Source organism: Muriventricola aceti (assembly GCF_025567565.1).
Taxonomy (GTDB): domain Bacteria; phylum Bacillota; class Clostridia; order Oscillospirales; family Oscillospiraceae; genus Lawsonibacter; species Lawsonibacter aceti.
On sequence record NZ_JAOQKF010000006.1, the window covers coordinates 127,767 to 150,691 of the forward strand.

At 59.3% G+C, this 22,925-nt stretch carries 23 protein-coding genes; 3 read left to right on the plus strand and 20 right to left on the minus strand.

The window, feature by feature from the left end; all coding sequences use genetic code 11:
• Positions 1-68: 68 nt before the first annotated feature.
• The 6 genes from OCV64_RS08380 to OCV64_RS08405 form a co-directional block, all read right to left on the minus strand.
• Entirely contained in the window at positions 69-1,496 is a 1,428-nt protein-coding gene (locus OCV64_RS08380) for a sensor histidine kinase (protein WP_147571215.1), read from the minus strand.
• Between the two features lie 251 nt (positions 1,497-1,747).
• A complete protein-coding gene (locus OCV64_RS08385; RefSeq protein ID WP_147571216.1) occupies positions 1,748-2,437 on the minus strand; it encodes a response regulator transcription factor in 690 nt (229 codons plus the stop codon).
• 22 nt (positions 2,438-2,459) lie between these two features.
• Positions 2,460-3,935 carry a VCBS repeat-containing protein gene (locus tag OCV64_RS08390; RefSeq protein ID WP_262669790.1) on the minus strand — a complete coding sequence of 492 codons (1,476 nt, stop codon included), beginning with the start codon at positions 3,933-3,935 and terminating at the stop codon, positions 2,460-2,462.
• Between the two features lie 233 nt (positions 3,936-4,168).
• Positions 4,169-6,250: a sensor histidine kinase gene (locus OCV64_RS08395; protein ID WP_147571218.1), complete on the minus strand. Its 2,082-nt coding sequence runs from the start codon at positions 6,248-6,250 to the stop codon at positions 4,169-4,171.
• Entirely contained in the window at positions 6,251-6,946 is a 696-nt protein-coding gene (locus OCV64_RS08400) for a response regulator transcription factor (RefSeq protein ID WP_147571219.1), read from the minus strand.
• A 147-nt stretch (positions 6,947-7,093) separates the two neighbouring features.
• Positions 7,094-8,044: a 3'-5' exonuclease gene (locus OCV64_RS08405; RefSeq protein ID WP_262669791.1), complete on the minus strand. Its 951-nt coding sequence runs from the start codon at positions 8,042-8,044 to the stop codon at positions 7,094-7,096.
• Positions 8,045-8,198: 154 nt separating this feature from the next.
• Here OCV64_RS08405 and OCV64_RS08410 point away from each other — a divergent pair, with 154 nt between their 5' ends.
• Positions 8,199-8,447, plus strand: a complete 249-nt coding sequence (locus OCV64_RS08410) for a hypothetical protein (RefSeq protein WP_262669792.1) — start codon at positions 8,199-8,201, stop codon at positions 8,445-8,447.
• Here the strand turns inward: OCV64_RS08410 and OCV64_RS08415 are convergent.
• Positions 8,437-9,288, minus strand: coding sequence for a patatin-like phospholipase family protein (locus tag OCV64_RS08415; RefSeq protein ID WP_186852468.1), 852 nt, complete (start codon positions 9,286-9,288; stop codon positions 8,437-8,439). The two genes, OCV64_RS08410 and OCV64_RS08415, sit on opposite strands and share 11 nt — an antisense overlap.
• Before the next feature lie 181 nt (positions 9,289-9,469).
• Here OCV64_RS08415 and cysK point away from each other — a divergent pair, with 181 nt between their 5' ends.
• A complete protein-coding gene (cysK, locus tag OCV64_RS08420) occupies positions 9,470-10,402 on the plus strand; it encodes a cysteine synthase A (RefSeq protein WP_240288907.1) in 933 nt (310 codons plus the stop codon).
• 140 nt (positions 10,403-10,542) lie between these two features.
• Positions 10,543-11,856 (plus strand): Ig-like domain-containing protein, encoded by a 1,314-nt coding sequence (locus OCV64_RS08425; protein ID WP_262669793.1) that lies wholly within the window; start codon positions 10,543-10,545, stop codon positions 11,854-11,856.
• A 100-nt stretch (positions 11,857-11,956) separates the two neighbouring features.
• Here OCV64_RS08425 and OCV64_RS08430 read toward each other — a convergent pair whose 3' ends face one another.
• From OCV64_RS08430 to OCV64_RS08490, 13 genes are all read right to left on the minus strand, one after another.
• The gene (locus tag OCV64_RS08430) at positions 11,957-12,484 is read right to left on the minus strand and encodes a hypothetical protein (protein ID WP_147571224.1); all 528 of its coding nucleotides are present in this window, start codon (positions 12,482-12,484) and stop codon (positions 11,957-11,959) included.
• Between the two features lie 4 nt (positions 12,485-12,488).
• A complete protein-coding gene (coaD, locus tag OCV64_RS08435; protein ID WP_186852466.1) occupies positions 12,489-12,986 on the minus strand; it encodes a pantetheine-phosphate adenylyltransferase in 498 nt (165 codons plus the stop codon).
• Positions 12,983-13,576, minus strand: a complete 594-nt coding sequence (rsmD, locus tag OCV64_RS08440; RefSeq protein WP_262669812.1) for a 16S rRNA (guanine(966)-N(2))-methyltransferase RsmD — start codon at positions 13,574-13,576, stop codon at positions 12,983-12,985. The genes coaD and rsmD overlap by 4 nt, the downstream gene beginning before the upstream one ends.
• A 3-nt stretch (positions 13,577-13,579) precedes the next feature.
• The gene (locus OCV64_RS08445; RefSeq protein WP_262669794.1) at positions 13,580-14,176 is read right to left on the minus strand and encodes a nucleotidyltransferase family protein; all 597 of its coding nucleotides are present in this window, start codon (positions 14,174-14,176) and stop codon (positions 13,580-13,582) included.
• A complete protein-coding gene (locus OCV64_RS08450; RefSeq protein WP_262669795.1) occupies positions 14,169-16,460 on the minus strand; it encodes a xanthine dehydrogenase family protein molybdopterin-binding subunit in 2,292 nt (763 codons plus the stop codon). Before OCV64_RS08450 ends, OCV64_RS08445 begins: the two co-directional genes overlap by 8 nt.
• Complete coding sequence (locus OCV64_RS08455; protein ID WP_147571228.1) at positions 16,460-16,924, minus strand: (2Fe-2S)-binding protein; 465 nt, start codon at positions 16,922-16,924, stop codon at positions 16,460-16,462. The genes OCV64_RS08450 and OCV64_RS08455 overlap by 1 nt, the downstream gene beginning before the upstream one ends.
• Before the next feature lie 3 nt (positions 16,925-16,927).
• Positions 16,928-17,719 carry an FAD binding domain-containing protein gene (locus tag OCV64_RS08460; protein WP_186852641.1) on the minus strand — a complete coding sequence of 264 codons (792 nt, stop codon included), beginning with the start codon at positions 17,717-17,719 and terminating at the stop codon, positions 16,928-16,930.
• A gap of 178 nt (positions 17,720-17,897) precedes the next feature.
• On the minus strand, positions 17,898-18,671 hold the full coding sequence (locus OCV64_RS08465; protein ID WP_186852463.1) for an ABC transporter ATP-binding protein: 774 nt from the start codon (positions 18,669-18,671) through the stop codon (positions 17,898-17,900).
• Positions 18,664-19,680, minus strand: coding sequence for a FecCD family ABC transporter permease (locus OCV64_RS08470; protein ID WP_186852462.1), 1,017 nt, complete (start codon positions 19,678-19,680; stop codon positions 18,664-18,666). The genes OCV64_RS08465 and OCV64_RS08470 overlap by 8 nt, the downstream gene beginning before the upstream one ends.
• A gap of 13 nt (positions 19,681-19,693) precedes the next feature.
• A complete protein-coding gene (locus tag OCV64_RS08475; protein WP_262669796.1) occupies positions 19,694-20,776 on the minus strand; it encodes an ABC transporter substrate-binding protein in 1,083 nt (360 codons plus the stop codon).
• Between the two features lie 118 nt (positions 20,777-20,894).
• Complete coding sequence (locus OCV64_RS08480; protein ID WP_147571230.1) at positions 20,895-21,230, minus strand: winged helix-turn-helix domain-containing protein; 336 nt, start codon at positions 21,228-21,230, stop codon at positions 20,895-20,897.
• Positions 21,231-21,241: 11 nt separating this feature from the next.
• Positions 21,242-21,754 carry a cob(I)yrinic acid a,c-diamide adenosyltransferase gene (locus OCV64_RS08485; protein ID WP_262669798.1) on the minus strand — a complete coding sequence of 171 codons (513 nt, stop codon included), beginning with the start codon at positions 21,752-21,754 and terminating at the stop codon, positions 21,242-21,244.
• Positions 21,755-21,953: 199 nt separating this feature from the next.
• A complete protein-coding gene (locus tag OCV64_RS08490; RefSeq protein WP_186852459.1) occupies positions 21,954-22,874 on the minus strand; it encodes a tocopherol cyclase family protein in 921 nt (306 codons plus the stop codon).
• Positions 22,875-22,925: the final 51 nt, after the last annotated feature.

A 22,925-nucleotide genomic window follows, 5' to 3' on the forward strand; every position in this document is an offset into this window, starting at 1 on the left:
CTGAATATTCTCCCCGATATTGTACCAGAGTTGAACGAAAATAGCAAGGCAAAATAGAACTTATGTTCTCATTTGTCTAATGGGAGCCGGATGACCACCAGGCACCCTCCCCCTTCGGCATTTCCAATGAACAGCTGTCCCTCATGCCGAACCACAATCTCCTCACACACCGCCAGACCGATACCGGAACCCCGTGCTTTAGAGCTGCCTTTATAGAATTTATTTTTAATAAATGGCAGCTCTCCCTCCGGGATACCGGGTCCATAGTCCCGGATGCGGATGACGGCTTCCTCCCCCTCTCGGGCGATAGACACATCAATGCGCTTTCCAGAACCTCCATGCTTGGCGGCGTTGTCCAGCAGATTACAGAACACTTGCCGCAGCCGGTGGGGGTCCCCGGAGATCGGCAGCATTTCCTCCGGGCAGTCCGTGTACTCCAGTGCGATCCCCTCTCTACGGAAGAACTCGGTATAGGTATACACCGCGTCCTCCAGCTCTGCCTTCAGATCCAGGGGCTCCACCGACAGGGTAAAGCGGCCGTCAGAAATACGGGAGAACTCCAGCAGCTCCTCCACCATATTGGTCAGCCGCCTGGCTTCGGACAGGATGATCTCCATTCCTTTCTTCATATCCTCCGGGTCCCGCAGCTCGCCGCTCTGCATGGTTTCAGCCCAGCCGGTGATGGCGGTCAGGGGGGTACGCAGCTCATGGGACACCGAGGAGATGAACTCACTCTGGGTCTTTTCCGACTGGCGTATCTTCAGGGACATATCGTTGATGGTGTCGGTCAGCTCCCCGATCTCGTCGTCAAATTTCTTCTCGATCTGGACTCCATAGCTTCCGTCCGCAATGAGTCTGGCCGTTTCCGTGATGCTGGCCAGAGGCTCCACAATGGAGCGCACAAAATAGAGGTTGGAGAAATAGACCATGGCAAAAATGGCCAGAGCGACCACCGTGATGAGGGACACTGTCAGGATGAACTGGCGGTCGATACCTGACATGGAGGTGACATAGCGGATCAGCCCCTCGGTATGGCCCTGATAGACCACTGGGCTGCAGGCGGCAGCGATGCGCTCCCCCGTACTCGGGTCCCGCCCAATCCACGGGGTCGTCTCCTGATCCTCCAGCGCCCCCTGGATATCCGGCGTATCCGGCGTAGTTCCGGCCGCCAAGTCATTTCCTGAATAAAGAACGGCCCCCGTCTCGTCCAGGAACTGGAGCTCCAGCAGCCCCTTTTCCTCGTATTCGCTGACTGTGCGCTGGGCCACGGTACTATACTCACTGCTGGTATAGTTGCGGAAGCTGTACGCCGTGGAACTGGCCCGGCTCATCAGATCGTCGGTAGTGCCTGTATAATAGTAACTCCGCAGGCTGGCAATGAAGGTGCCCAGGGCCAGAGCTAAAATCAACAGCACTACGCCGACGCTGTTCAGCAGCCAGCGCCGACGAATGCCTCTTATCTTACCCTTATCGTGAAGTTCCATCTTTTTTGCCACTGGAGCACCTCCTTTCCCGTTTTCTGTCCCCTTATGGAGCGGTGGCAACAGTTCTTTTTCAGCATCAGCTTCCTTACTAATAGCCGCAGCCCCAGACCGTATTGACAAACACCGGCTTTGGGGCGTTGCTTTCCCATAGAGCAGGTACCCAGAAGTAAATTCCGCCTTCGGAAATTCTCCAGCCCCCTGGGCCTAAGAATTTATGGCCGGACCCGTCGAGCGGGGAGGACAACGCCCAAACGCCGTCAGGCTTAACTGCCCCACTTATAGCCGTAGCCCCAGACCGTATTGACAAACACCGGTTTTTGGGCGTTATCCTCAATCTTGATCCGCAGGCGGCGGATGTTCACGTCCACAATCTTTAGCTCCCCAAAGTAGTCTTTTCCCCACACAGTATCCAGGATCTCTTCACGGGACAGGGCCTTTCCTGGGTTCTCCATAAACAGCTTGACGATGGAATACTCCACCTGGGTCAGCTTTACCTTCTGCCCATCCTTTTCCAGTGTCCGGTTCCTAGTGTTGAGCAGAAAGGGGGGATCGCTAATCTCATCAGGGCTGGCCGCCGTCTCATCCCCGCCTGTACGGCGAAATAGGGCGTCCACACGCGCGGTAAGCTCCGCCGGGGAGAAGGGCTTGGTCACATAGTCATCCGCTCCGGTCATAAGCCCGGTTACCTTGTCCATCTCCTGGGTCCGGGCAGTAAGCATGATAATGCCGATTTTGTTGTCCATGGCCCGGATACGGCGGCAGACCTCAAACCCGTCAATGTCAGGCAGCATGATATCCAGCAGGGCCACCTTAATCCCTGGATTGGCCTTCAGTGCGGCCAACGCCTCCTCGCCGGTTCCGGCCTCTATCGTCTGGTAGCCCGCCCGCTTCAAGTTGATGACCACAAAGCTGCGAATATTCTCCTCGTCCTCCAGGACCAAAATTTTTCTCATCTCTGTTTTCCTCCGTCGTCTGTCACTGGCTATACCAGTCTGCCTGGATCGTCCTGAAATACTCCAGCAGGCTGGTCTCGTCCAAGCCGCAGTCCCAGTCGCTGTCATAGAAGGCAGCGGAATAAATCACATTCTCCTCCTCCCGGAGAACGAACCGGCCCTCTCGTGTGGATCGGGCCGCCCGGTTCAGCCCGGTCAGCCGGTAAATGCTTAGGAAGGGCACAGGCTCCTTATCCTCGCCCTGCCAAAGAGAGAAAATAACCTCACGCTGGCCGATGACCTGGTCATTGCGGGAAATGGTAATCTTGCCCTCCCACTCCTGTGGGATGACCAGATACCAAGAATCAGTCACATTGTGATAGGTGGTCATCACATGGTCCCGCTCCCCTGTTTCCTGATACTGATACCAGTCGATCAGCCAGAAATTGGTGGCGGCATTGTCTCCGTATACCGGCAGGCGGCTGGGAGAGGGCAGCTCTATCACATAGTCGCCGTTGATGTCAGTGGGGTCCACCTCAGTATAGCCCAGCATGACTTCCCGGCTTACCCCGGTCAGCGGATCCATTGTTAGATTGGTCAGCCGCCCATTCTGATAGGAGAGCACATCGATCACCCGCCGGCCGTCGGAAAGGGTGCTGGTCACATAGAGAGCCGGTGGATAGAACTCTCCTCCCAGGTAATTGGCTCGGATACGGGTCAGGGACACGATGCCGGCAGACAATGGTACGCTGCCCAAGCTGACCATGGCTCCATCTCTCCATCCGTAGACCTCCACATGGCTGCCCACGCCAGCGGAGTCAATACGGACCACTGCTACCTCGCTCCTGGTGTCCCGGTCAATATCCAGCAGACGGTAACCACTGGAGAAGGAGGAGCCCTCCGTAGCGGCACTGCACCGAGTCAGCAGCAGTTCAGTAGCCAGCAGCTCCGCCCGCTCGGCAGGAGCCGCGCCCCATACCGTGGGGCCGGCCTCCGCAGCCTCCGTTCCTCCGGACACTGGAAGCATCAGCTCGTCCAGAGTATAGACACCCAGCTGATATACGCCAGTGCTGATCTGCCAGTTGACCACCAGCTCCTTATATCCGCTGCCGTTCAGGTCCACATAGTCTATGGAATAGATGGCCGAGCCGTCCCCCTCTACCACAGCGGACACCCGGTATTCCTCTCCTATCTGGGTAAAGATAAATATTTTAATGGACTTCTCAATACTGGGGATACGCAGGAAGGTGATCGCGCTCTCCCGGGTCCCATCCCCGTCCAAATCCTGGAGCTGGATGGTGGCAGTATTGTCGCCTGCCAGGATGACTGCTGTTTCCGCACTGGCGTCAAACTCCATTTCCAGGGCGGTGCGCACCTCCTGAATGACTGCGTTCAGCTTCTCATAGCCGGCTGACTTCTCCGGCTGGCGGTAGAGGTCCTGGGGAGACTGGAACAGGCAGCCGGACAGCAGCAGCATCAGCGCCGCCGGAAAGAGTATCTTATACCATTTTCTCTTCATGCCCTCCACTCTCCTCTCATTTCAGCCTTCTGCCGCTTCCCATAAAAATCCTATTTATCATCATACCACAAACCCGGTAAAAAGGATATACTTTTTTATTTATTGGTTTTCTAAGCTGGCAGCGGCGGATGTCCTTGGGAACTCGCTCTCCGGTACGGCTTCCCTCTTAATGCAGCCGGTATGGATATAAAAGCAGACCGCCCGCGAGATGCGGGCGGTCTGTCAGTTTACCCTCAATTCGCCTGGGGCAAGGTGATACACGCTTTGAACAGGTCCCCATCCACCTTCAGCTGGAAAATGCCCCCCTGAAGCTCAGTCAGGCTTCGGGCGATGGACAGTCCCAAGCCGGAACCCTCGGTGGTGCGGGACTCATCCCCCCGGACAAACCGCTCCATCAGACGCTCCGGCGCCACGTTCAGCGCCTCCCGGGAGATATTCTTCACCGATAGGACCACCTGTCCGTGCCCCCGCTCCAGGTCCAGGTAGATTCGGGTACCCTCCATGGCATATTTGGCACAGTTGGACAGCAGATTATCGATGACCCGCCACAGATGACGTCCGTCAGCATAGACCCAGGTTTCCCCATCCTGAAGATTCCTTACCACGGTCAAATGGCGGGCGGCCAGCTTCTCCTCCCACTCCCCTAGGGCCTGGTCGATCAACTGGACCATACCGATCTTCTCCCGGCTGACGGACAGCACGCCGGTAGACGCCTTGGACGCCTCCACCAGATCCTCCGTCAGCTTCTTCAGCCGCTGGGACTTGCGGTCCAGCACCTCAATGTATTCCTGGGCCTTAGGGTCGGTCTGCTCCGTAGTTTTTAACAGGTTGACATAATTTATAATGGAGGTAAGCGGCGTCTTCAAGTCGTGGGACACGTTGGTAATCAGCTCCGCCTTAAATCGCTCGCTTTTCATCTTCTCATCCACAGCACTGGACAGGCCCACCGAGATGTTATTCAGGTCCTCGGCCTGGAGACGCAGGTCATGGAACATCCTGTTGGTGTCGATCTGATGCTCCAAGTCCCCCGCGGCGATAGCCCGGCTCCCTTTTCGCAGGCGGTGGAACCCGATGGCCCACCAGGCCAGAAAGAGGAACACCACACCGTTGAGGCCAAACCACAGCAGCCCCGCCAGGCCGTTGTAGCGGGCCGAGGTAAACAGCATGACATTGGCAAAGAAATAGATCAAAAAGCCCAGGAGCACCTTCCAGATGAAGGGCAGGTTGACAATCAGCTCGTGGACAGTGCGCACTGTCCACCCGACCACCCTGCACAGCAGGGTGGTCCGCGCCAACGCCCCGGCCTTAACTCGGACCACCAGGGTACGCAGCGCCAGACAGATGACCCCGACCAGCGCCGCTGTGAGCAGGGAGAGGGCCAAATATATGACCCAGAGCACCCACTGCTCCTCCTGGGAATAGAAATGGACTTGCACGATGAATTGGTACAGGTAGTCCCCAAAATAGAGGCCTCCGGCGGCCAGGGCGGTCCCCACAGTCAACAGGAAAAACCAATGGAACTCCAGGAATATCTTATCCTGCCAGGAGAGTATGATCTCCTCTTTTCCCTCCTTATGTCCCGCCGACCACAGCAGAAATAGCAGGCACAGCAGACTGGCCGCCATCAGGGACAGAGCGGCGGTACACCGGGGGCGGAAGCTCTCTAGGGCCTGGTCAAAGCTGGTGGATAGCTGGTAAAATTCGTCTGCCCGGCTCTCATCCACGTTCAGTGGGAGCCCGCACTCAATGACCATCTGTTCCACGGCGCTCTTGCCCTCAAGCTCCGCCTCACCCGGCACCTGCTCGCTCCCCTGTCCCGACACGCCGATTGAGAATACATAATCATTTTCACTGTTATAGAGGTCGTATTCTTCCTGTGTAAAATGCTCGCCCACCACAAAGGTGGAGTACCACACGGAGGACACCGTCGCAGAGAGAGTCTCCCCCTCCTTCAGATTGGTGGCCAGGACCTGGCCGCCGTCGGCGGTCTTGACCTGAAACCGAAACCAGGTGCTTTCAGCGTCCATCCGCTCCTCCAGCTCCTCCAAGCTCTCCTGGATAGACTGGACAGCCAGATAAGACAGGCTCTCCCCATTTCGTTCCAGCTGGATGGCATCCGCCACCCCGCCGGCCAGCTGGCCCTCTCGGTCTCGCAGCAAAACATAGTAGATACCCGTCTGCTGCCAGTTCTCGGCACCCACGCAGGACAGAGCGGTCAGTGCCCTGTATCCGAACCAGCTACTAGAAAAAGCAAGGGCCAGCATCAGAAAGGCAGCCGTCAGTTTAGCCCATGGGCTCTTCCGTACCGCTTCCATTCAGGCCCCTCCCTTCTCCATCTTGTAGCCCAGCCCCCACACCACCTTCAGCCAGCGGGGGTCCGCCGGGTCGATCTCGATCTTCTCCCTCAGATGGCGGATATGGACGGCTACCGTGTTCTCCGATCCGTAGGCCGGATCGTTCCATACCTGCTCATAGATTTGGGCGGAGGAGAATACCTGGCCGGGGTGGGAGATCAGCAGCTTTAAAATATTGTATTCAATGGGCGTCAGCGCCACGGGCTCTCCATCCACTGTGACCCGTTTGGCACTGTCATCCATGGACACCGGGCCAACGGTGATGAGGCCAGTGCTCTTTTCTGAACCTCCCAGGCTGGTATAGCGCCGCAGCTGACTCTTGACCCGGGCTATGACCTCCAGGGGGTTAAAGGGCTTTGTGATATAGTCGTCCGCCCCGATGTTTAACCCCAGTATCTTATCTGTGTCCTCGCTCTTGGCCGTCAGCAGAATAATGGGCACATTGTTCTCCTCCCGCAGCTTGGCTGTGGCTCGAATCCCGTCCAGCTCCGGCATCATGATGTCCATCAGGATCAGATGGATCTCCCTCTGCTCCACAGCCTTGAGCGCCTCTCTCCCATTATAGGCCTTGACCGTCTGATAGCCCTCACTGGTCAAATAGATATCCAGCGCCGACACAATGTCCCTGTCATCATCGCAGATCAGGATAGTATACATGGTCCCTCTCCTCCCGCTTTCCGTGCTTGTTGCTCTAAGGATAACATACAGAGTTTAAGTTGCAAGTGGGAAAATATTAAGAAGTGCTTAAATTGAGCAGAACAGGGGGCGGACCAGCAAAGCCAGTCCACCCCCTGCTGTTCTTTTTTAAGACGCCTTCTCCCTCGCTTCGTCCCCGGATCGTCTTCTTCCGCCGCGCCTCCGCCGCCGGCCGCCCAGCGCCTTGCAGGAATGGAGTTGACCCTTCATGGCCTCGGAGTATGCCTGGATGGTGGCATCCGTCAGAGGTGGGAGGGACAGCCTGCCCCGGAACAGCCCGTCCTCCCCAGGGCTCATCACAAACCGAACCAAGAATCTGCCGTGTTCGCGGCAGGGGAAGGTACCGAAATAGACTCCCTCCCGTCTGGAGCGCCACTGGATGACCCAACCTTTCTCCCCGCACAGCGGGCAGCTCATCAGACGGCTGGTTCGGCTATTCAGTCCGCTCCTGGCCGTTTGAAATGGCCCGATCTCGCGGCTGCTCCCCTCCGGTTCAGAGGTCCAGGTAAATTTTTTTACCCAAGCGGGCGACGACAGCTCGTCGATAGCCGCCGGGGAGATCCACTGGCTGACCACCGCCGTATAGACGCAGTCGTTCAGCGCGTTGTGAAATTCAAAGGGCGCTGGAACGCCGCAGTATTCCACCGCCCGGTACAGAGCCACGCTCTGGCCTGTGCCCACAGTGATGGAGAACGCGCGCTGGAGGTCCCACACCTTTTTTGACAGGTCGGCCTCCATCTTCCAGTACCGGCAGTTCTGGGCCAGCACCTCCATATCGCCGCTGCCCCAGGCGCCAAATTCCCGCTCTTCGCCGCACCAATCCAGGAAGGCTCCCATGGCCTCTGGAAAGGTGGTCTCCGAATCCAGGGACCGCCGCAGCTCCGGCAGATACCTGGCCATCTGTTTCATCTTCTTGTGGACGCGGGGCCGGATAAAGGCGCAAAAGATATCTGTAATGGGGCCACCCAGCCGGTCTACCCGCACCGCGCCGATCTGGAGGACCTCGTCTAAAACGGTCTTGTCATATCCCTGGTTCCACTCCAGGTCCAAAATGATCATCCTGTCACCTGCCTGTATCTTCTGTATACGACCATACCACATCCTCCTGGAAACGTCAATGGATATCCATGGTTCACCCGTCCCGCGCCTTCGACAAGGCGGCGCGAAAAACCACCCCGGCGGCCAGCGCATAGAATGACCGGGGGTGGTTGTATTGGGTCAACTTTTCCGCGGCGGCAGCCAGGAGCTGCTGGCCATAGCCGTCATACTGGCCCTACTCCTGGCCCAGGACCAGGACAGCGGCCAGTTAGGCCGTATGTCCGCTTTTTTTACCGTGCTGGGAGATATCCTGGCCCTTTTCGCCCTCCAGCCCGACCTTGTAGAGCGGTATCAGGGGCTCTGCTCCCTGCCGGCCAAGGAGTCGGACTGCCCAGCGGACAGGAGGCAGCACCTCATCGGCTGAAAAAGTCCTGGATCTCCTCCAGCCGGTCCACAGCGTCCTGATAGCCGGCCGCCCACAGCAGCCGCAGCTTCTCCGTGTTCCGCTCTGTCCGTGAGACGCCCAGGGTGGAACGGGGCGCGATGACCAGAAGCCGGCCCTCCCGCTCCGCGCGGAAGAGCTCCTCCCGGTCCTGGTTATAGACCTGGGCCCGCTGTTCCATAGCCGCCACAAAATTGGGATATTCCCGGTACTTCTTCCGCACCAGGGGCAGCAGCTTATCTGGCCTGCGCCGGTATTCCCTGGGCCTGGTCAGCACCACCAGAACACGGTCGCAGCCCTGCTCCAGCGCCCTCCGCCATGGGATAGCGTCTCCAACACCGCCGTCCAGATAGGGCTGACCGTTGATATGATAGATGGGAAACATCAGGGGCATGGCGCAGGTAGCCTGGAGCACCAGGGACTCCCGGTCCTGCCGGGGGATCTCCAGATAGTCCGCCCCGCCGGTGTTCAGGTTGGTGACCACCGCCTCCGCCTTTCCGGGATAGGCCTGAAAGGCGTCGTAGTCAAAGGGGACCAGCTCGTTTGGGATAGTCTGATAGGAAAACTCCAGACCGAAATAACTCTGATTCTTCTTATCCGCCAGATTACGCATCCCCATGTAGCGCCGGTCGGGGGCAAAGCGAGTGACCACCTCCAGATTTCTGCGGGGCTGCCGGGACAGATAGCTGACGCCGTAGGCCGCCCCTGCCGACACCCCGATGAAATAGTCTGTCATGATACCGCCCTCCAGCAGGCCGTCGCACACCCCGCTGGAAAAAATGGCACGGAGGGCCCCGCCCTCCAGGACCAGTCCTGTTTTCATAGGTTTTCCTTTCTTGACATACTAAGAGATAAGAGCATTATACCCCCTATCTCCCGTCCTTTGCAATCGAATTGACAAAAAACTCTGCCGGGGGTATGATTTTTAATATCAGGCAACTGGGACAGGCAGTGCCTATCCTTGGCTGCTTTGTATCATTTTGAATGGAGAAAGGTTGGTCATCATGGCCCGTATCTATACTGGAATCGAGCCGCTGGTGGGAGGAACACCTCTCCTGGCACTGACACGCTACGGAAAAGCCCACCACTTCACCGCCACTGTTCTGGCGAAATTGGAATACCTTAACCCAGCCGGCTCTGCTAAGGACCGGGTGGGGCTGTCCCTCATTCTGGACGCGGAGGAACGGGGTCTGCTCAAGCCAGGCGCCACCATTATCGAACCCACCTCTGGCAACACTGGCATTGGTCTAGCCTGTATCGCTGCCGCACGGGGATACAAGGTCATTTTAACCATGCCGGATACCATGAGCGCAGAGCGGCGGTCCATGCTGGCGGCCTATGGTGCCCAGCTCGTCCTCACTCCTGGCGCCCAAGGGATGCAGGGAGCGGTGGGAAAAGCTCAGGAGCTGGCCGCCTCGATCCCCGGCAGCTTTATCCCCGGCCAGTTTGAAAATCCAGCCAATCCCCGTGCCCACTACCAGACCACCGGGCCGGAGATCTGGCGTGACACAGATGGAAACGTGGATATTTTTGTAGCCACTGTTGGGACGGGTGGGACTTTGTCCGGTACTGGCCGGTATTTGAAGGAGCAAGATCCCAATATCAAGGTAGTAGCGGTGGAACCTGACGCCTCTCCCCTGCTGTCCGGGGGCCAAGCCGGCCCTCACGGCATACAGGGCATTGGGGCCAATTTTATTCCCCAGACCCTGGATCGTTCTGTCTACGACCAGGTTATCCGTGTAAGGGATCAGGACGCCTTCCAGGCTGGGCGGGAGCTTGTCCGGACCGAGGGAGTGCTGGCCGGCATCTCCTCCGGCGCCGCCCTGTGGGCGGCGGGAGAGCTGGCCCGACTGGAGGAGAACCGCGGGAAGACCATCGTGGTCCTCCTGCCCGACTCTGGGGACCGATATCTCTCCTCCCCCATGTTTGCAGACTGACCGGAGCTCCCCGCATCCGTTGCTGGATGCGGGGAGCTTTGTCTAAAAGGCAGGATCTTTTCTGGTAATTTCTGTGTTCGCATAATTTGGCTCCAATGGCAAAAGAATAGGGATACACCTAATTTTGAAGGAGGTATCCCATGAATCGCTTTCATCCGTTCCGCCGGGTCATGGCTCCCATCCTAGCCCTGGCTCTGGCCTTTACCCTGTCCCTTCCCGCCTCCGCTTTCTTCTGGAATAAAAAGGAGAGCGCCGCTGTCAACGACTTCTCCAAAAACGGGCTTATCGGCACCATCATCTCCTTCTCTCTGGAGGACTTCGCGGTCACCGGAGATAAGAAGACCCAGCTGACTGCCATCACCATCGAGAGCCTGCCTGACCCCGGCGCTGGCACACTAGTCATCGGCGGCCAGCCCCTCCAGGTAGGCACTGTGGTAGACTGTACCGCTCTGGACGGGCTCCGGTTCCAGAGCTCTCCTGTCCCCACCGTGACCACCACCACCTTTACCTTCACCCCCAGCCTCGCCCCCACGCAGGACTGCGGGCCCGTTACCGTCACCTTGTACCTTCTGGACCAGGAAAATCAGGCCCCAATCGCTCGGAATATGGAGCTATCCACCTATAAAAACGTGGCCATCACCGGATATTTCGACGCCGTGGACAGCGAGGGGGACGCCCTGTCCTTCCAGCTCACCTCCACCCCCGCCCGGGGCGCTGTGACTCTGGCAGAGGACGGCTCCAGCCAGTTCGTGTATACCCCCTATGAGAACAAGACAGGGAGCGATTCCTTCACTTATGTAGCCGTAGACCCCGCTGGCAACACCTCCGCGGAGGCCAAGATCACTGTCCACATCGAAAAGGCCGACACCAAGGTGACTTATGCCGACATGGAGGGGAATCCCGCCCATAAGGCTGCGATTCGCCTGGCCGAGGAGGGCATCTATGTGGGCCAGTATATGAACGGCCACTACTTCTTCGACCCCAAGCAGCCCGTCAGCCGGGCCCAGTTCTTGACCATGGCCATGGCCGTGTCTGGTCTGGAAGCCATGGAGGACGTAACACTCACCGGCTTCTCTGACGACAGCGCCATCCCCACCTGGGCCAAGGGCTCTGTTTCCGCGGCTCTGAAGGCCGGCACCATCCAGGGCTCCAAAGATGAGAGCGGCGCCCCCGTCTTTGGGGCGGATACCCCGATCACTCGTGCCGAGGCCACAGTGATGCTAAACAACCTGCTGGACGTGACTGATGTGCCCGTAGAGGTATTTTCTTCTGACAGCCAGGGTCACTGGGCCTCCCAGGCCGCGGCCAACCTAGCCTCCTCCGGCGTCATCCGAATGGAGAGCACCGGCGCCGCAGCTCTATCCAATCAGCTGACCCGGGCCGAGGCGGCCGAGATGCTGGACGGGGCCATGGATGTGCTGGCTGACCGGGAGGACGGCTGGCTGCCCTGGTGAAGCTAAGTCTCCATTCGCCCCCGCTTCGCCGTGATCCCCTGACTCAGACAAAGCAGCGCCGCTGGAAGCTTCCTTCCAGCGGCGCTGTTTCATTTTGTTCTCAATCCTCGTCAGCCGCGGCGTCATAGATAGGCCGGGAGCCGGTGCTCCCCGCCTGGGGCACAGCAGACGCTCCAGCGGCAGCCCGGAAGCTGGCCCGAGACTTCTTGATCTCATCATAGGCGGCAGCCACTGCCTCCTCCGTACGACGCAGCACATCTTCGCAGTACTCGTTGGCCGACCGCTTCAGATCCCGGCTTCGCTCCTCAGTCTCCCGCTTCAGATCGTTGGCCTTCTGCTTGGCCTGGAGGGTGATGACGTCCTCCGCCAGCAGCTGGCGCGCCTTATCCTCCGCCGCCTTGCGGATGGAGTCGGCCTCGCGTTTTGCGGAGGCGACCAATTCAGCCCGGTTGGCCATCATCTTTCTGGCCTCAGACAGCTCTACCGGGAACTGGCTTCGGATATCGTCGATCAGATCCAGCGCCCGGTCCCGTTCGATCATACACTTATCACCGGAGAGAGGGACGTTCTTCGCCTCGTCAATCATCTCAAAGAGCATATCCAGCAATTCTTCTACTCCGCTTGCCATGCCATTACCCTTCCTTTCTTTCCATCTGCCCCATGCGCTGGTTCACATCGTTGACGATCTCTCTGGGGACGAAGTCCGCCAGATTGGCTCCGTAGCGGGCCATCTCCTTCACGATGGTAGAGCTGAGGTAAGTATATTTTTCACTGGAGGCCAAAAACATGGTCTCCAACTTGGGATTCAGCTTGCGGTTAATGACCGCCATCTGGACCTCCTGCTCAAAATCCGATACCGCCCGCAGGCCCTTGACCACCACATGAGCCCGACGGCGCTTGGCGTATTCCGCCAACAGCTCGTTGGAGAAATCCACCTCTACATTGGGGAAACGGGCGGTGGAGCGGCGCAGCAATTCCACCCGCTCCTCCGGGGTGAACATCCCCTGTTTTTTGGAATTGACCATGACGCACACGATCAGCTTGTCAAAGCAGGCGGCAGCCCGCTTGATGATATTCAGGTGCCCCAGAGTCACTGGATCAAAACTGCCGGGATAGATGGCAGTACTCATCGTCTATCACTCCCCGCCCGGCGGCAGACTGTCAGCCTGATCTTGCCGTAGCGATACTCTCTCCCCCGTTCATAGGGGGGCGGCAGGGCGGGCAGCTCCCGTTCCGCCGCACTTTCACAGATTATTATACCATGTTCCCGAAGAATGTCAAACTCTGTGATCCGCTCCACGCTCTTTTCCAGCAGCTCCGTGTGGTAAGGCGGGTCCAACAGGATCACATCAAATTTTTCCCCGCAGGAGGAAAGGAAGGACAGGGCGTCCCCTTGGACTACCCGAGACCGCTCACTCAGGCCGGTCAGCCTCAGGTTCTCCCGAATCAGGGCGGCGGCCTCCTTTCTCATGTCCACAAAGGTACAGTGGTCCGCACCCCTTGACAGGGCCTCGATGCCCAGCTGACCAGTTCCGCCAAAGAGATCCAGCACCCTTCTGCCCTCAATCTCGAACTGGATGATATTGAATAGGGACTCCTTGACCTTATCTGTGGTGGGGCGGGTATCCATCCCCTGAAGCTCCTTCAGTCTTCTGCCTCTAGCCGAGCCGGAGATTACACGCATGGTTTTTCTTCCTTTCCTTTGCCGTACTTGGACAATGTTTCAGGCTTCTGATCCATTTTCTTCCAGAGCCTGTCTAGTATCCACATCCTCAAGTTCCCGTGGGGTGTCCACCTGGATTCGCTGACACCGTTCCCCACAGGCCTCCAGGACAGCCCGTCCACCCCGGTCGCCGGTGAGATCCAATAATTGGGGTATCAGCTCCGCTGAAAAGAGGGTGGGATTGCCTACCCTATCTCCCCAGGCGGCGGTGGCGGCCAGCAGTCCGGGCCGGGCCGCATCCAGCAGTCGGGACACAGTCCCCGCCCCCAGCCAGGGCTGGTCCGCCACGGCAAACAGCAAAAAATCCTCTGGAGCGAATCCATCCAAAGCTTGGATAGCGCTCTTTATTGTAAAGGATAATCCCTTGTCACTTTCAGGGCTATCCACAACCCTGGCGCCTAACGCGGCGGCCATCTCCCGAATCTCCAGATAACTGGAGACCACGGTCAAGGTACAGTCTTCCCGTCTTTGGATCAAATCAGCCAGCATATCCAGGCCATATCTATAAAGTGATTTTCCTTTCCAGTTGTAGAGCAGCTTGTTGCTTCCAAACCGGCGGCCGCTGCCTGCGGCCAGATAGAGGATGTGTTTACTCATCCCGGCCAAGGAGCACCTTTTCCGGCGTGATGGGCAGGGAGTGGTGCCGCAGGCCGGTGGCCCGGTACACGGCATGGGCGATAGCTGGGGCCGGCGTATTGATGACGATCTCCCCAATTGACTTTGCGCCAAAGGGGCCAGTCTGCTCATAGCTGGATTCAAATTCCACCTGAAGCCTGCCCATATCCAGACGGGTTGGGATCTTATAGCGCATGAGGGAATCCTCCCGGATACGCCCCTCCCTGTTGTAGGTCACATCCTCAAACAGTGCCATGCCAATCCCCTGAACAATGCCCCCCTCGGTCTGGACTCTGGCCAGATTGGGGTTGATGGGCGTGCCGCAGTCCACCACGGCCGTATAGTTTAAAACCTTTACAGCTCCAGTTTCTTTGTCCACCTCCACCTCGGCCATGCCTACCATAAAGGGCGGCGGCGAGATGGGGGAGGAGTGGGAAACCGTGGTCTGGACCGCTGTTCCGTTTCCGCACATGGACTTGGTAGCGATATCAAAGAGGGATACCTGGGCGGATCCGTCCAACCGACGCACCGCCTTCCTGGCGTACTCCACTTCCTCTCTGGGGCAGTCCAGCAGCTCCGCCCCAATGGCGCAAAGCCGCTCTTTTAACTCGGCACAGGCTTTCTCCACAGCCTTTCCGGTGACATAGGTGGTGCTGGAGGCATAGGAGCCGGAATCATAGGGGGAGGCGTCGGAGTCAGCGCCAAAGACAGCTACTTCATCCACCTCGCACTCCATACACTCGGCGGCCATCTGGGCCAATATAGTATCGCACCCAGTCCCCATGTCCGCGGCGCCGATGGTCAGGTTAAAAAATCCCTCGTCACTCAGCTTGATAGTGGCGGAGCCCACGTCCACCCCAGAGATTCCGGACCCCTGCATGGCCATGGCTACGCCTGCCGCCCGAATCTTTCCGCCGCCCAAATCCCGGACGGGGTACTTCTCCTCCCAGTGGAACAGCTCCTTACAGCGGGTCATGCACCGGTCCAGGGCGCAGGCGTCCGCCCGCTCGTTATAATAGGCGGGCATGACCTGCCCCTGGCGGACCATATTCTTCTCCCGCAGGGCCACCGGGTCCACCCCAAGCCGGTCGGCCAGCTCGTTCACCGCCGACTCCACAGCAAAGATGCCCTGAGTGGCCCCATAACCCCGGTAGGCCCCGGCAGACTGGACATTGGTGTACACCACGTCATAAGCGAAGCGGAAGGCCTCCAGGCTGTTGGTATACAGGGGAATGGATTTGTGGCCGGACAGCCCCACTGTGGTAGGGCCGTGCTCACCGTAGGCCCCGGTATTGGATAAGGTATACACATCCAGGGCCCGGATGGTCCCATCCAGGCTGGCTCCCAAGCGCACCTTGATCTCCATCTCGTGGCGGGGAGAGCCGGCAGTCTGGCACTCCTGCCGGGTATAGATCATCTTGGCCGGCCGGCCCGTCTTCCAGGTGACCAGAGCGGGGTATACCTCGGCCACCACCGTCTGCTTGGCCCCGAAGCCGCCGCCGATGCGGGGCTTCTCCACATGGATCTTGGATTTTGGGATATCCAGAGCGTTGGCCAGAATACGCCTGACATGGAATACGATCTGAGTGGAGCTGACCACATGGAGCCGGCCATAGGGGTCCATCTCCGTATAGGTGCGGAAGGTCTCCATCATGGCCTGCTGGCAGGCTTTGGTGTGATAGGTCCCCTCTACCACGATATCACACTGGGCGAGCACCTGGTCCACATCCCCGTCCTGGCAGCTCTCGCTGGCGCACAGGTTGCGGCGGTTGTCCGCCCCCACAGGGCACAGGGACCGCCAGTCCTCCTCAGGGTGGACCAGGATCATGTTGTCCTTGGCGGTGTGGTAGTCCAGTACAGGCTGGAGGACCTGGTAGCGAACCCGAATGCGCTTCAGCGCCCGGTCCACCGCCCCTTCGTCCTCCCCGGCCACGATGGCCACAGCGTCTCCCACAAAGCGCACCCGCCGGTCCAAAATGAGACGGTCGTAGGGGGAGGGCTCTGGATAGGTCTGTCCGGCCATCGTGAACCGCTTTTGGGGCACATCCTTATAGGTGAAGATGGCAGCCACGCCGGGAATGCTCTCGGCGTTTTCCGTGTCGATCTCCTCAATTAGAGCGTGGGCGTGGGGGCTACGCAGCACCTTGACCACCAGACAGTTCCGTGGCGTCACGTCGTCCACATAGGCGGGCTTGCCCAGGAGGAGGGCCATGGCGTCCTTTTTCCTGACCCCCTTGCCCACGATCTTAAGCTCCTGCTGGTCCATCACGCCTTCCCTCCCTTTCTGCTGTCCAGATAGGCCCGGATGCCCCGCAGTTGCCCCTCATAGCCGGAACAGCGGCACAGGTTGCCCGCCAAAAATGTCCGTATCTCCTGGTCCGTGGGGTCCGGATTCTCCCGGAGCAGGGCAATGGTATTGACAACAAAGCCGGGATTGCAGAAGCCGCACTGCTCGGCGCCCTGGTCGGCAATGTAGGTGACAAACGCCTCCGCCTCCCTCTGAAGGCCCTCCAGGGTCTGGACCGTCCGGCCATCCGCTCTGGCCGCCAGTACGCTACAGGACAAAACCGGTCTGCCGTCCAGCAGCACTGTACAGGCGCCGCAGTTGCTGGTCTCGCACCCCCGCTTCACACTGTAGCAGCCCTGGTCCCGCAAAAAATCCAGCAGCAGCGTATCCGGCCGCACCGAAGCGCTGACAGCCCTTCCATTTAGATTCAGGTTGATCTCCATATGTCACTCCACCCCTTCCAGCTTCAGCAGTCCCCGGCGGACCAAAACCGGACAGAGCGCCCTTCGGCTCTCTTCGCTGCCCAGGGCGTTTCCCCCTAGCTTCACTCGCTGGGACAGTTCAAGGGCGAATGCCTGGGCGATTTCCCGGGTAATACCTCCGGCCAGCAGGCCTCTCTCATCGCTATAGGTCCGGGCCACCATAGGACGGGCGCCCACCGCCACCCGATATTCCTCCTCCCGGCGGACAATGGCGCAGGCGAGGAGAGGAAAATCAGTGGCGCTGTTTCGCTGGGACAGGTATACCGCCCCTGTCACACCTTTGGGGACAATGACTTTGGTAAGGATGTCCCTGGAAATATGACTCTCACAGAAGTCAGCCAGCGGCATCACTCCGGCGTGATACAGCTCCACGCGGGCCCCCAGGGCCATCAGAATGGTCAGGACATCGGAAAAGCCGAAGCGTCCAAAGACGCTTCCTCCCACAGTGGCACAGTTCCGGAACTGTACCCCCACGATATGCTCCACGCTGTTAGAGATGGCCCCCCTTGTCAGCTCGTTGAGCCCAGGGTGTTTCTCCAGCTCCCGCAGGGACACCATGGCCCCTATCTCAAAGGCGTCCTCCCTCTCCGTGATCTGGTCCAGCCCTAGGCCGCACAGATCAATGGCGGCGCCCACCTTTCTGTCCTGCATCTTCAGCCAGAGCATTCCCCCCAGCACCACGTTATTGCGCTTCTGACACAGCTCATAGGCCTCCTTCAGACTTTGGGCCTTGACATACCGGTCGATGGTCAGCAAAGCGTTCCCCTCCATATCTTGATCGGCACAGATGTCCGTCATAATCCACGGGATGCCGCAGCGGCACAGCCAAATTGACTCTTGCCTGGCGGCATCATCATTCAGCGGCTATTATACCATCCTTTTTCTCCTTTGACAAACAAAAAACGACGCCCTATTAAAGGGCGCCGCTTCCCGTTCAATCGGGCAGACAGTAAAACCTGCCCTCCGCTTCCCGGCGGACACGGATGGAGGGATACAGCCTTCTCAATGCCGCCTGGAGTTCCTCCTCCCTCCGTTCGGCCACTGTAATATCGTCCACCAGCCTTCCTCCGTCCAGCAGGAGCAGCCGGTGACAGCGGTCCAAGGCCAGGGCCGGGTCATGGAGGACCATCAGGGCGCACTTTTCCCCCTCCACCATCTGAGTGATCCGGTCAAAGAGCAGGGCGGTATTGTCAAAGTCCAGGGCAGTGTTGGGCTCGTCCAGCAGCAGGATCGGGGCGTCCTGGGCTGCCAATCGTGCCAACTGGACTAGCTGGCGTTGTCCCTCGCTGAGTTGGGCACAGTCCCGGTCCAGCAGGTGATCCACTTCAAACCGGGCCGCCGCCGCCCGAACTCGTTCCCGCTCCTCTCTGTCTCCCCCGGAGAGGGGACCCGTCCAAGGGTAACGGCCCATGGCGATAACCTCCCCCACCAACAGACCGGGAAGCAGCCGTGCCCTCTGGGGGAGCAGCGCCACCTTCCGGGCCTTCCGCCTCGGGTCCCAGCCGGCACAGTCCTGTCCATCTAGGAGTACAGTCCCCTCCATCACCTTGGCCCCGCCAGTCAGGCCTCGGAGCAGCGTGGTTTTTCCACACCCATTTCTCCCTAGGACAGCGGCCAGCTCCCCCTTGCGGATAGAGAAAGAGATGTTCTGGACCACCGGCCTCTGATAGCCTGCGCTGAGGTCCCGTACCTCCAGTAGCTTATCCATCCCGGCCTCCTCTCTGCCCCACCAGCAGGGCCAGCAGTACCGGCACACCAAAACATACTGTCCAGATGCTCAAAGGCAGCTCTCCTCCACCGGCTAGGCTTCGGGCCAACAGATCGGCGGCCAGCAGGATATCTCCTCCCACCAAGGCGCACAGCGGCAGATAGGGTCCGCCCCGCCGGCCCAGGAGAAGGAAGGCGATGTGGGGGGCAATCAGCCCCACAAAGGCCACCACTCCGGCCACTGACACCACCGCCGCCACCATCAGCGTGGTCAGACCAAGCAGCAGGCTCCGCCACGGTCCAGGGGCAAGGCCCATGGTCCGAGCGCTCTCCTCCCCCATGGAGAGGATGAGCAACCGCTGCCGGAACAGAAAGATGAGAAGGGCCGGGATAAGGATGGCAGCCGCCGCAGGCCACACCTTATCCGCCGTCATAGCGGCCAGGCTGCCCATGGTCCAGAACTCAATGGCGGCCAGCTCTCCCTCCGGGTCAGCCACAGTCTTCAGCACCATCAACCCGGCATCCGCCGCCGAGGAGATGATGACCCCCGCCAAGATATAGGTCCCCGTCCGCTCCAACCCGGCCCAGCGCACCAGGGCCAGGACCAGGACCAGCGAGGCCATTCCCATTAGGAAGGCGCCTCCCATGATCTGGGCGGAGGTTCCGGCCCCCAGCACAATAGCGCAGGCCGCTCCCAAGGAAGCCCCTGAGGCTACCCCTGTCAGGTCCGGGGAGGCCAGAGGATTGCCGAACAGCGTCTGATAGACTCCGCCAGCCAGACCCAGGGCCCCGCCGGCCAGCAGCCCCATCCACACCCGCGGCAGACGGAGTGTCCACAGCACCTGGGCCTGGGTGGTCCCCTTCCGTCCCCCAGCGAGGATGTCCCATATTTCATTGGAAGAAAGGGGGAAGCTGCCCACCTGTACCGAAACTAGGACCAGAGCCGCCATTAGGACGGCTGCTATCCCCAGGGCCTTCCCACTCCGACCAAACCGTTTCACAGGCCGCATCCCCCTCCTTTCGTTACTTGGTGATCAGGCTCCCATCCAGTTGAAAGCCGTAGAAGGTCTGATAGAAGTCCTGCGCGTCGGCCACAAAGTCCGCAAAGGGATAAACGTCCTCATGGAGGACGCTGGTCAGCCACATTGTGCCCAGAATGCCGGAGGGGATGGGAGAGTCCCACTCCTCAATGCCGCTGGGCATGGCGTAGACCGCGCCGCTCTGGACCGCTGGAAGGGAGGCCAACTGGGGATCCCCTAGAATATCCTCAACCGTATACTCCGCTCCCGCTGGGATAATGACCACCTCCGGTGCCATGGCCAAGACGCTCTCATAGGATACTTCGGCCCAGTAGTCCCCCTCCAGGCCAGCGGCCACATTGGTCCCTCCGGCGCCCTCGATCAGAGAGCTCTGATACATAGCGTCCGGGGCGGCGGTAAGGTAGGAGGAGTTCCCCGCCAGATAGACCAGCGGCCTCTCCGTCCCCTCGGTGAGCTGGGCCATCCGGTCCAGCTGTTCCTCATAGTAGTTTGTCAGCTGGGCCGCCCGGTCCTCGACCCCGCAGGCCTGCCCCAGCAGCTCCAGCATAGTCACTAGTCCTTCATGGGTTTCAGGCTCCACGACCATCACCGGAAGGCCCAGCTCCTCCAGGGTATCCGCATAGTCCATCAGCTTCTTTGGCATGACCACCAGATCCGGAGCCAGAGCGGCCACCGCCTCTACATCCAGTTCTTTCATGGTGCCCACCTGGGGCTTCTCCAGCAAGGCAGAGGCCGCCATATGATAGATTGGACGAGTATCCGCCTTTTTTTCCAGACCTACCACCCGGTCGGCTACGCCCAGAGCAATCGCCGCGTAAGTGGTCACATAATAGCAGCTTACCACCGTCTGGGCCGGACCCTCCAGTTCTACCTGCCGCCCGGCCTGGTCCGTAAAGGCGACTATCCCCTCCTGCCCGCCGCTTTGGACCTCAGCGGAGCCAGCGGCCGCCCCCTGGCTCCCACTGGAAGCCGCGGGGCCGTTCTTCTGGCCACAGGCGGCCAAGGAAAGGGTCATCACAGCTGCAATGGCCAGTGCCAGCAGCCGCCTTTGAAAGTTTATCTTCATCTCTCTATCCCTCTTTATCTTTTGTCGATCTCTGGTCAGCAAATGCCGAGCGTTATTCTAACACAAGAATATCCCTTTGTCAAAAACACCCCTGCCCGTCGGGCAGGGGTGCTCTCAGCTACTGAAAATATTGTGCAAACGCCTTTTGGGCCGCCTGCTCCACTTGGGCGCACATGGCCTCATACCGCTCCAGCAGATCCCTGCCTTCCGGGGTAAGTACGGAGCCTCCTCCTTTGGGGCCGCCGGGCTGGCGGTCCAGCAGGGTAAAGCCCCACTCCTTTTCCAGCTTACGCAGCAGGGTCCACGCTTTGGAGTAAGACATCCCCATGGCCTCCGCCGCCTGGTGAAGAGAACCGCCCTCCTCCACACCGCGGAGCAGTCGCATGGGGCCGGGGCCAAAGCTCTTGTCCTGCCGGTAGAGCCTCACGGTCAGATGATAGCGCAGATGATCCATTTCTTACCCCCTTAAAATTCGATCCCAGGGCGAGCCTGTGTCCCGCGGTCAAAGGGGTGGCTGTGGCAGACCATCTCTGTCGAGTAGTGGGCCGCCTCCTTCATCCAATCCGCGGGCTTCCGGCCAGTAAGCACTACCTCACAATGCTCCGGCCGGCCCAATACAGCCTGACGGAGCATTTCCCGGTCTACCGCGCCAAGCTGCCAGGCCGCACAGGCCTCGTCCAGGATCAGCAGGTCACAGGGGACCTGGAGAGCCTGATGAAGCAGTCTGGTCTGCGCCTGCGCCAGTTCTTTTCGCTCCGCCTCCGACATCTGGAAGAAGAACCGATCTCCAGCCGCCCCAGAGTATATCCTGGCCCCCAACCGCTCTAAAGGGGACAGTTCCCCGCTCATTCCCCCTTTTAAGAACTGGACTACGGTGACTCCCATACCTTTTCCAAGGGCCCGGAGGGCCAGCCCCATAGCCGCTGTCGTTTTTCCTTTTCCCGTTCCCCAGTAAAGGTGGACCATTCCCCGCTCCATGCTTGTCCCTCCCCATTTCCGCCTGCCTCCAAAAAACCTTCTCCACTCCGGAAAGGGCCAAAGCGCCGTTCGCGGCACAGGCGTCTCGATATCAGATTGATTTAACTACATTTTCTGAGAAAAATCAAGCTTTGTGACCGGCCGGCTGGGAACAAGACCGTCCCTCTCCTGTCTGTATCTTGTTGGAGTCCATGTTTCCTTATGAATACCGGCCCCTCCCCCGGCGCTTTTTTCCCTCGTCCGCGTACTCATAGCTGGCCAGCTCATCTGTCCGGTCGAACATCAACTTTCCCCGCTCCCACAGGCGGTAGCGGACGGTGGCGCAGAGGCTCTCGTGGATGGTCCGCTCCATCTGTCCGGAAACAGGGGCCCGGAGGGGCTGTCCGCTCTCCCGGACCAGATCCACTGATAATTCCAAATCTCCCTGTCTTAGGCGCGCCCCCTCTTTACCCCACTGGACTACTTTTACTCCCTGGTAGGTGGCCATCCGGTAAGATCTGCCTCCGAACCATATCTGACAGATACAGCCGGTAAACCCTCCCACCAGAATAGGGATGTGGGCAATAGACAGCATGATGCTCCCCTTCTGGCGCTCTTGCCAGCAGCACTGCGTCCACAGGTAGGTCCTGGGGAACGACCTCCCCCTGTCCCCCTCGATATATCCCGTTCCATGGGAGAAATCCAAATACCGCCCGTTCAGGCAGAGCAGCCCCTCCAACGGGTGGGCCATACTCAGCACCGTGTGGACGCACTCCATGGCCGGCACCCGTCGAAAGGGGCCCATAATGTCTGACTCCAGCCTGGTAAACGGGCCGTAACGCAGCTCTCCTTTCAGGGAAAAATCCCCTTCCTCCAAATCCACATAGACTCCGTCCTGGGAAAACCAGTTTCCGCTGACTCGAACCTTAAACTGGTCCGCCCATGCCTGAAACGCCCGTTCTGGGAAAGAGAATATTCTAGTCTGGTCCGCAGTGATCACCTGGATGGTGGCAGAGCGTTCCCCGCCGCGCCGCTGGTGAATCGCCGGGATCAGGGCCAACTCCCCCTCCGGGCCCTGATGCTTTAGATACCAGCCCTCAAAATAGGCCCCACGCCGGCCCGGACCATGGTAGTATTCCATGCTCTCTCCACCTTTTACTCTGTTTAAGATCCATTCCCCCATAGTATATCC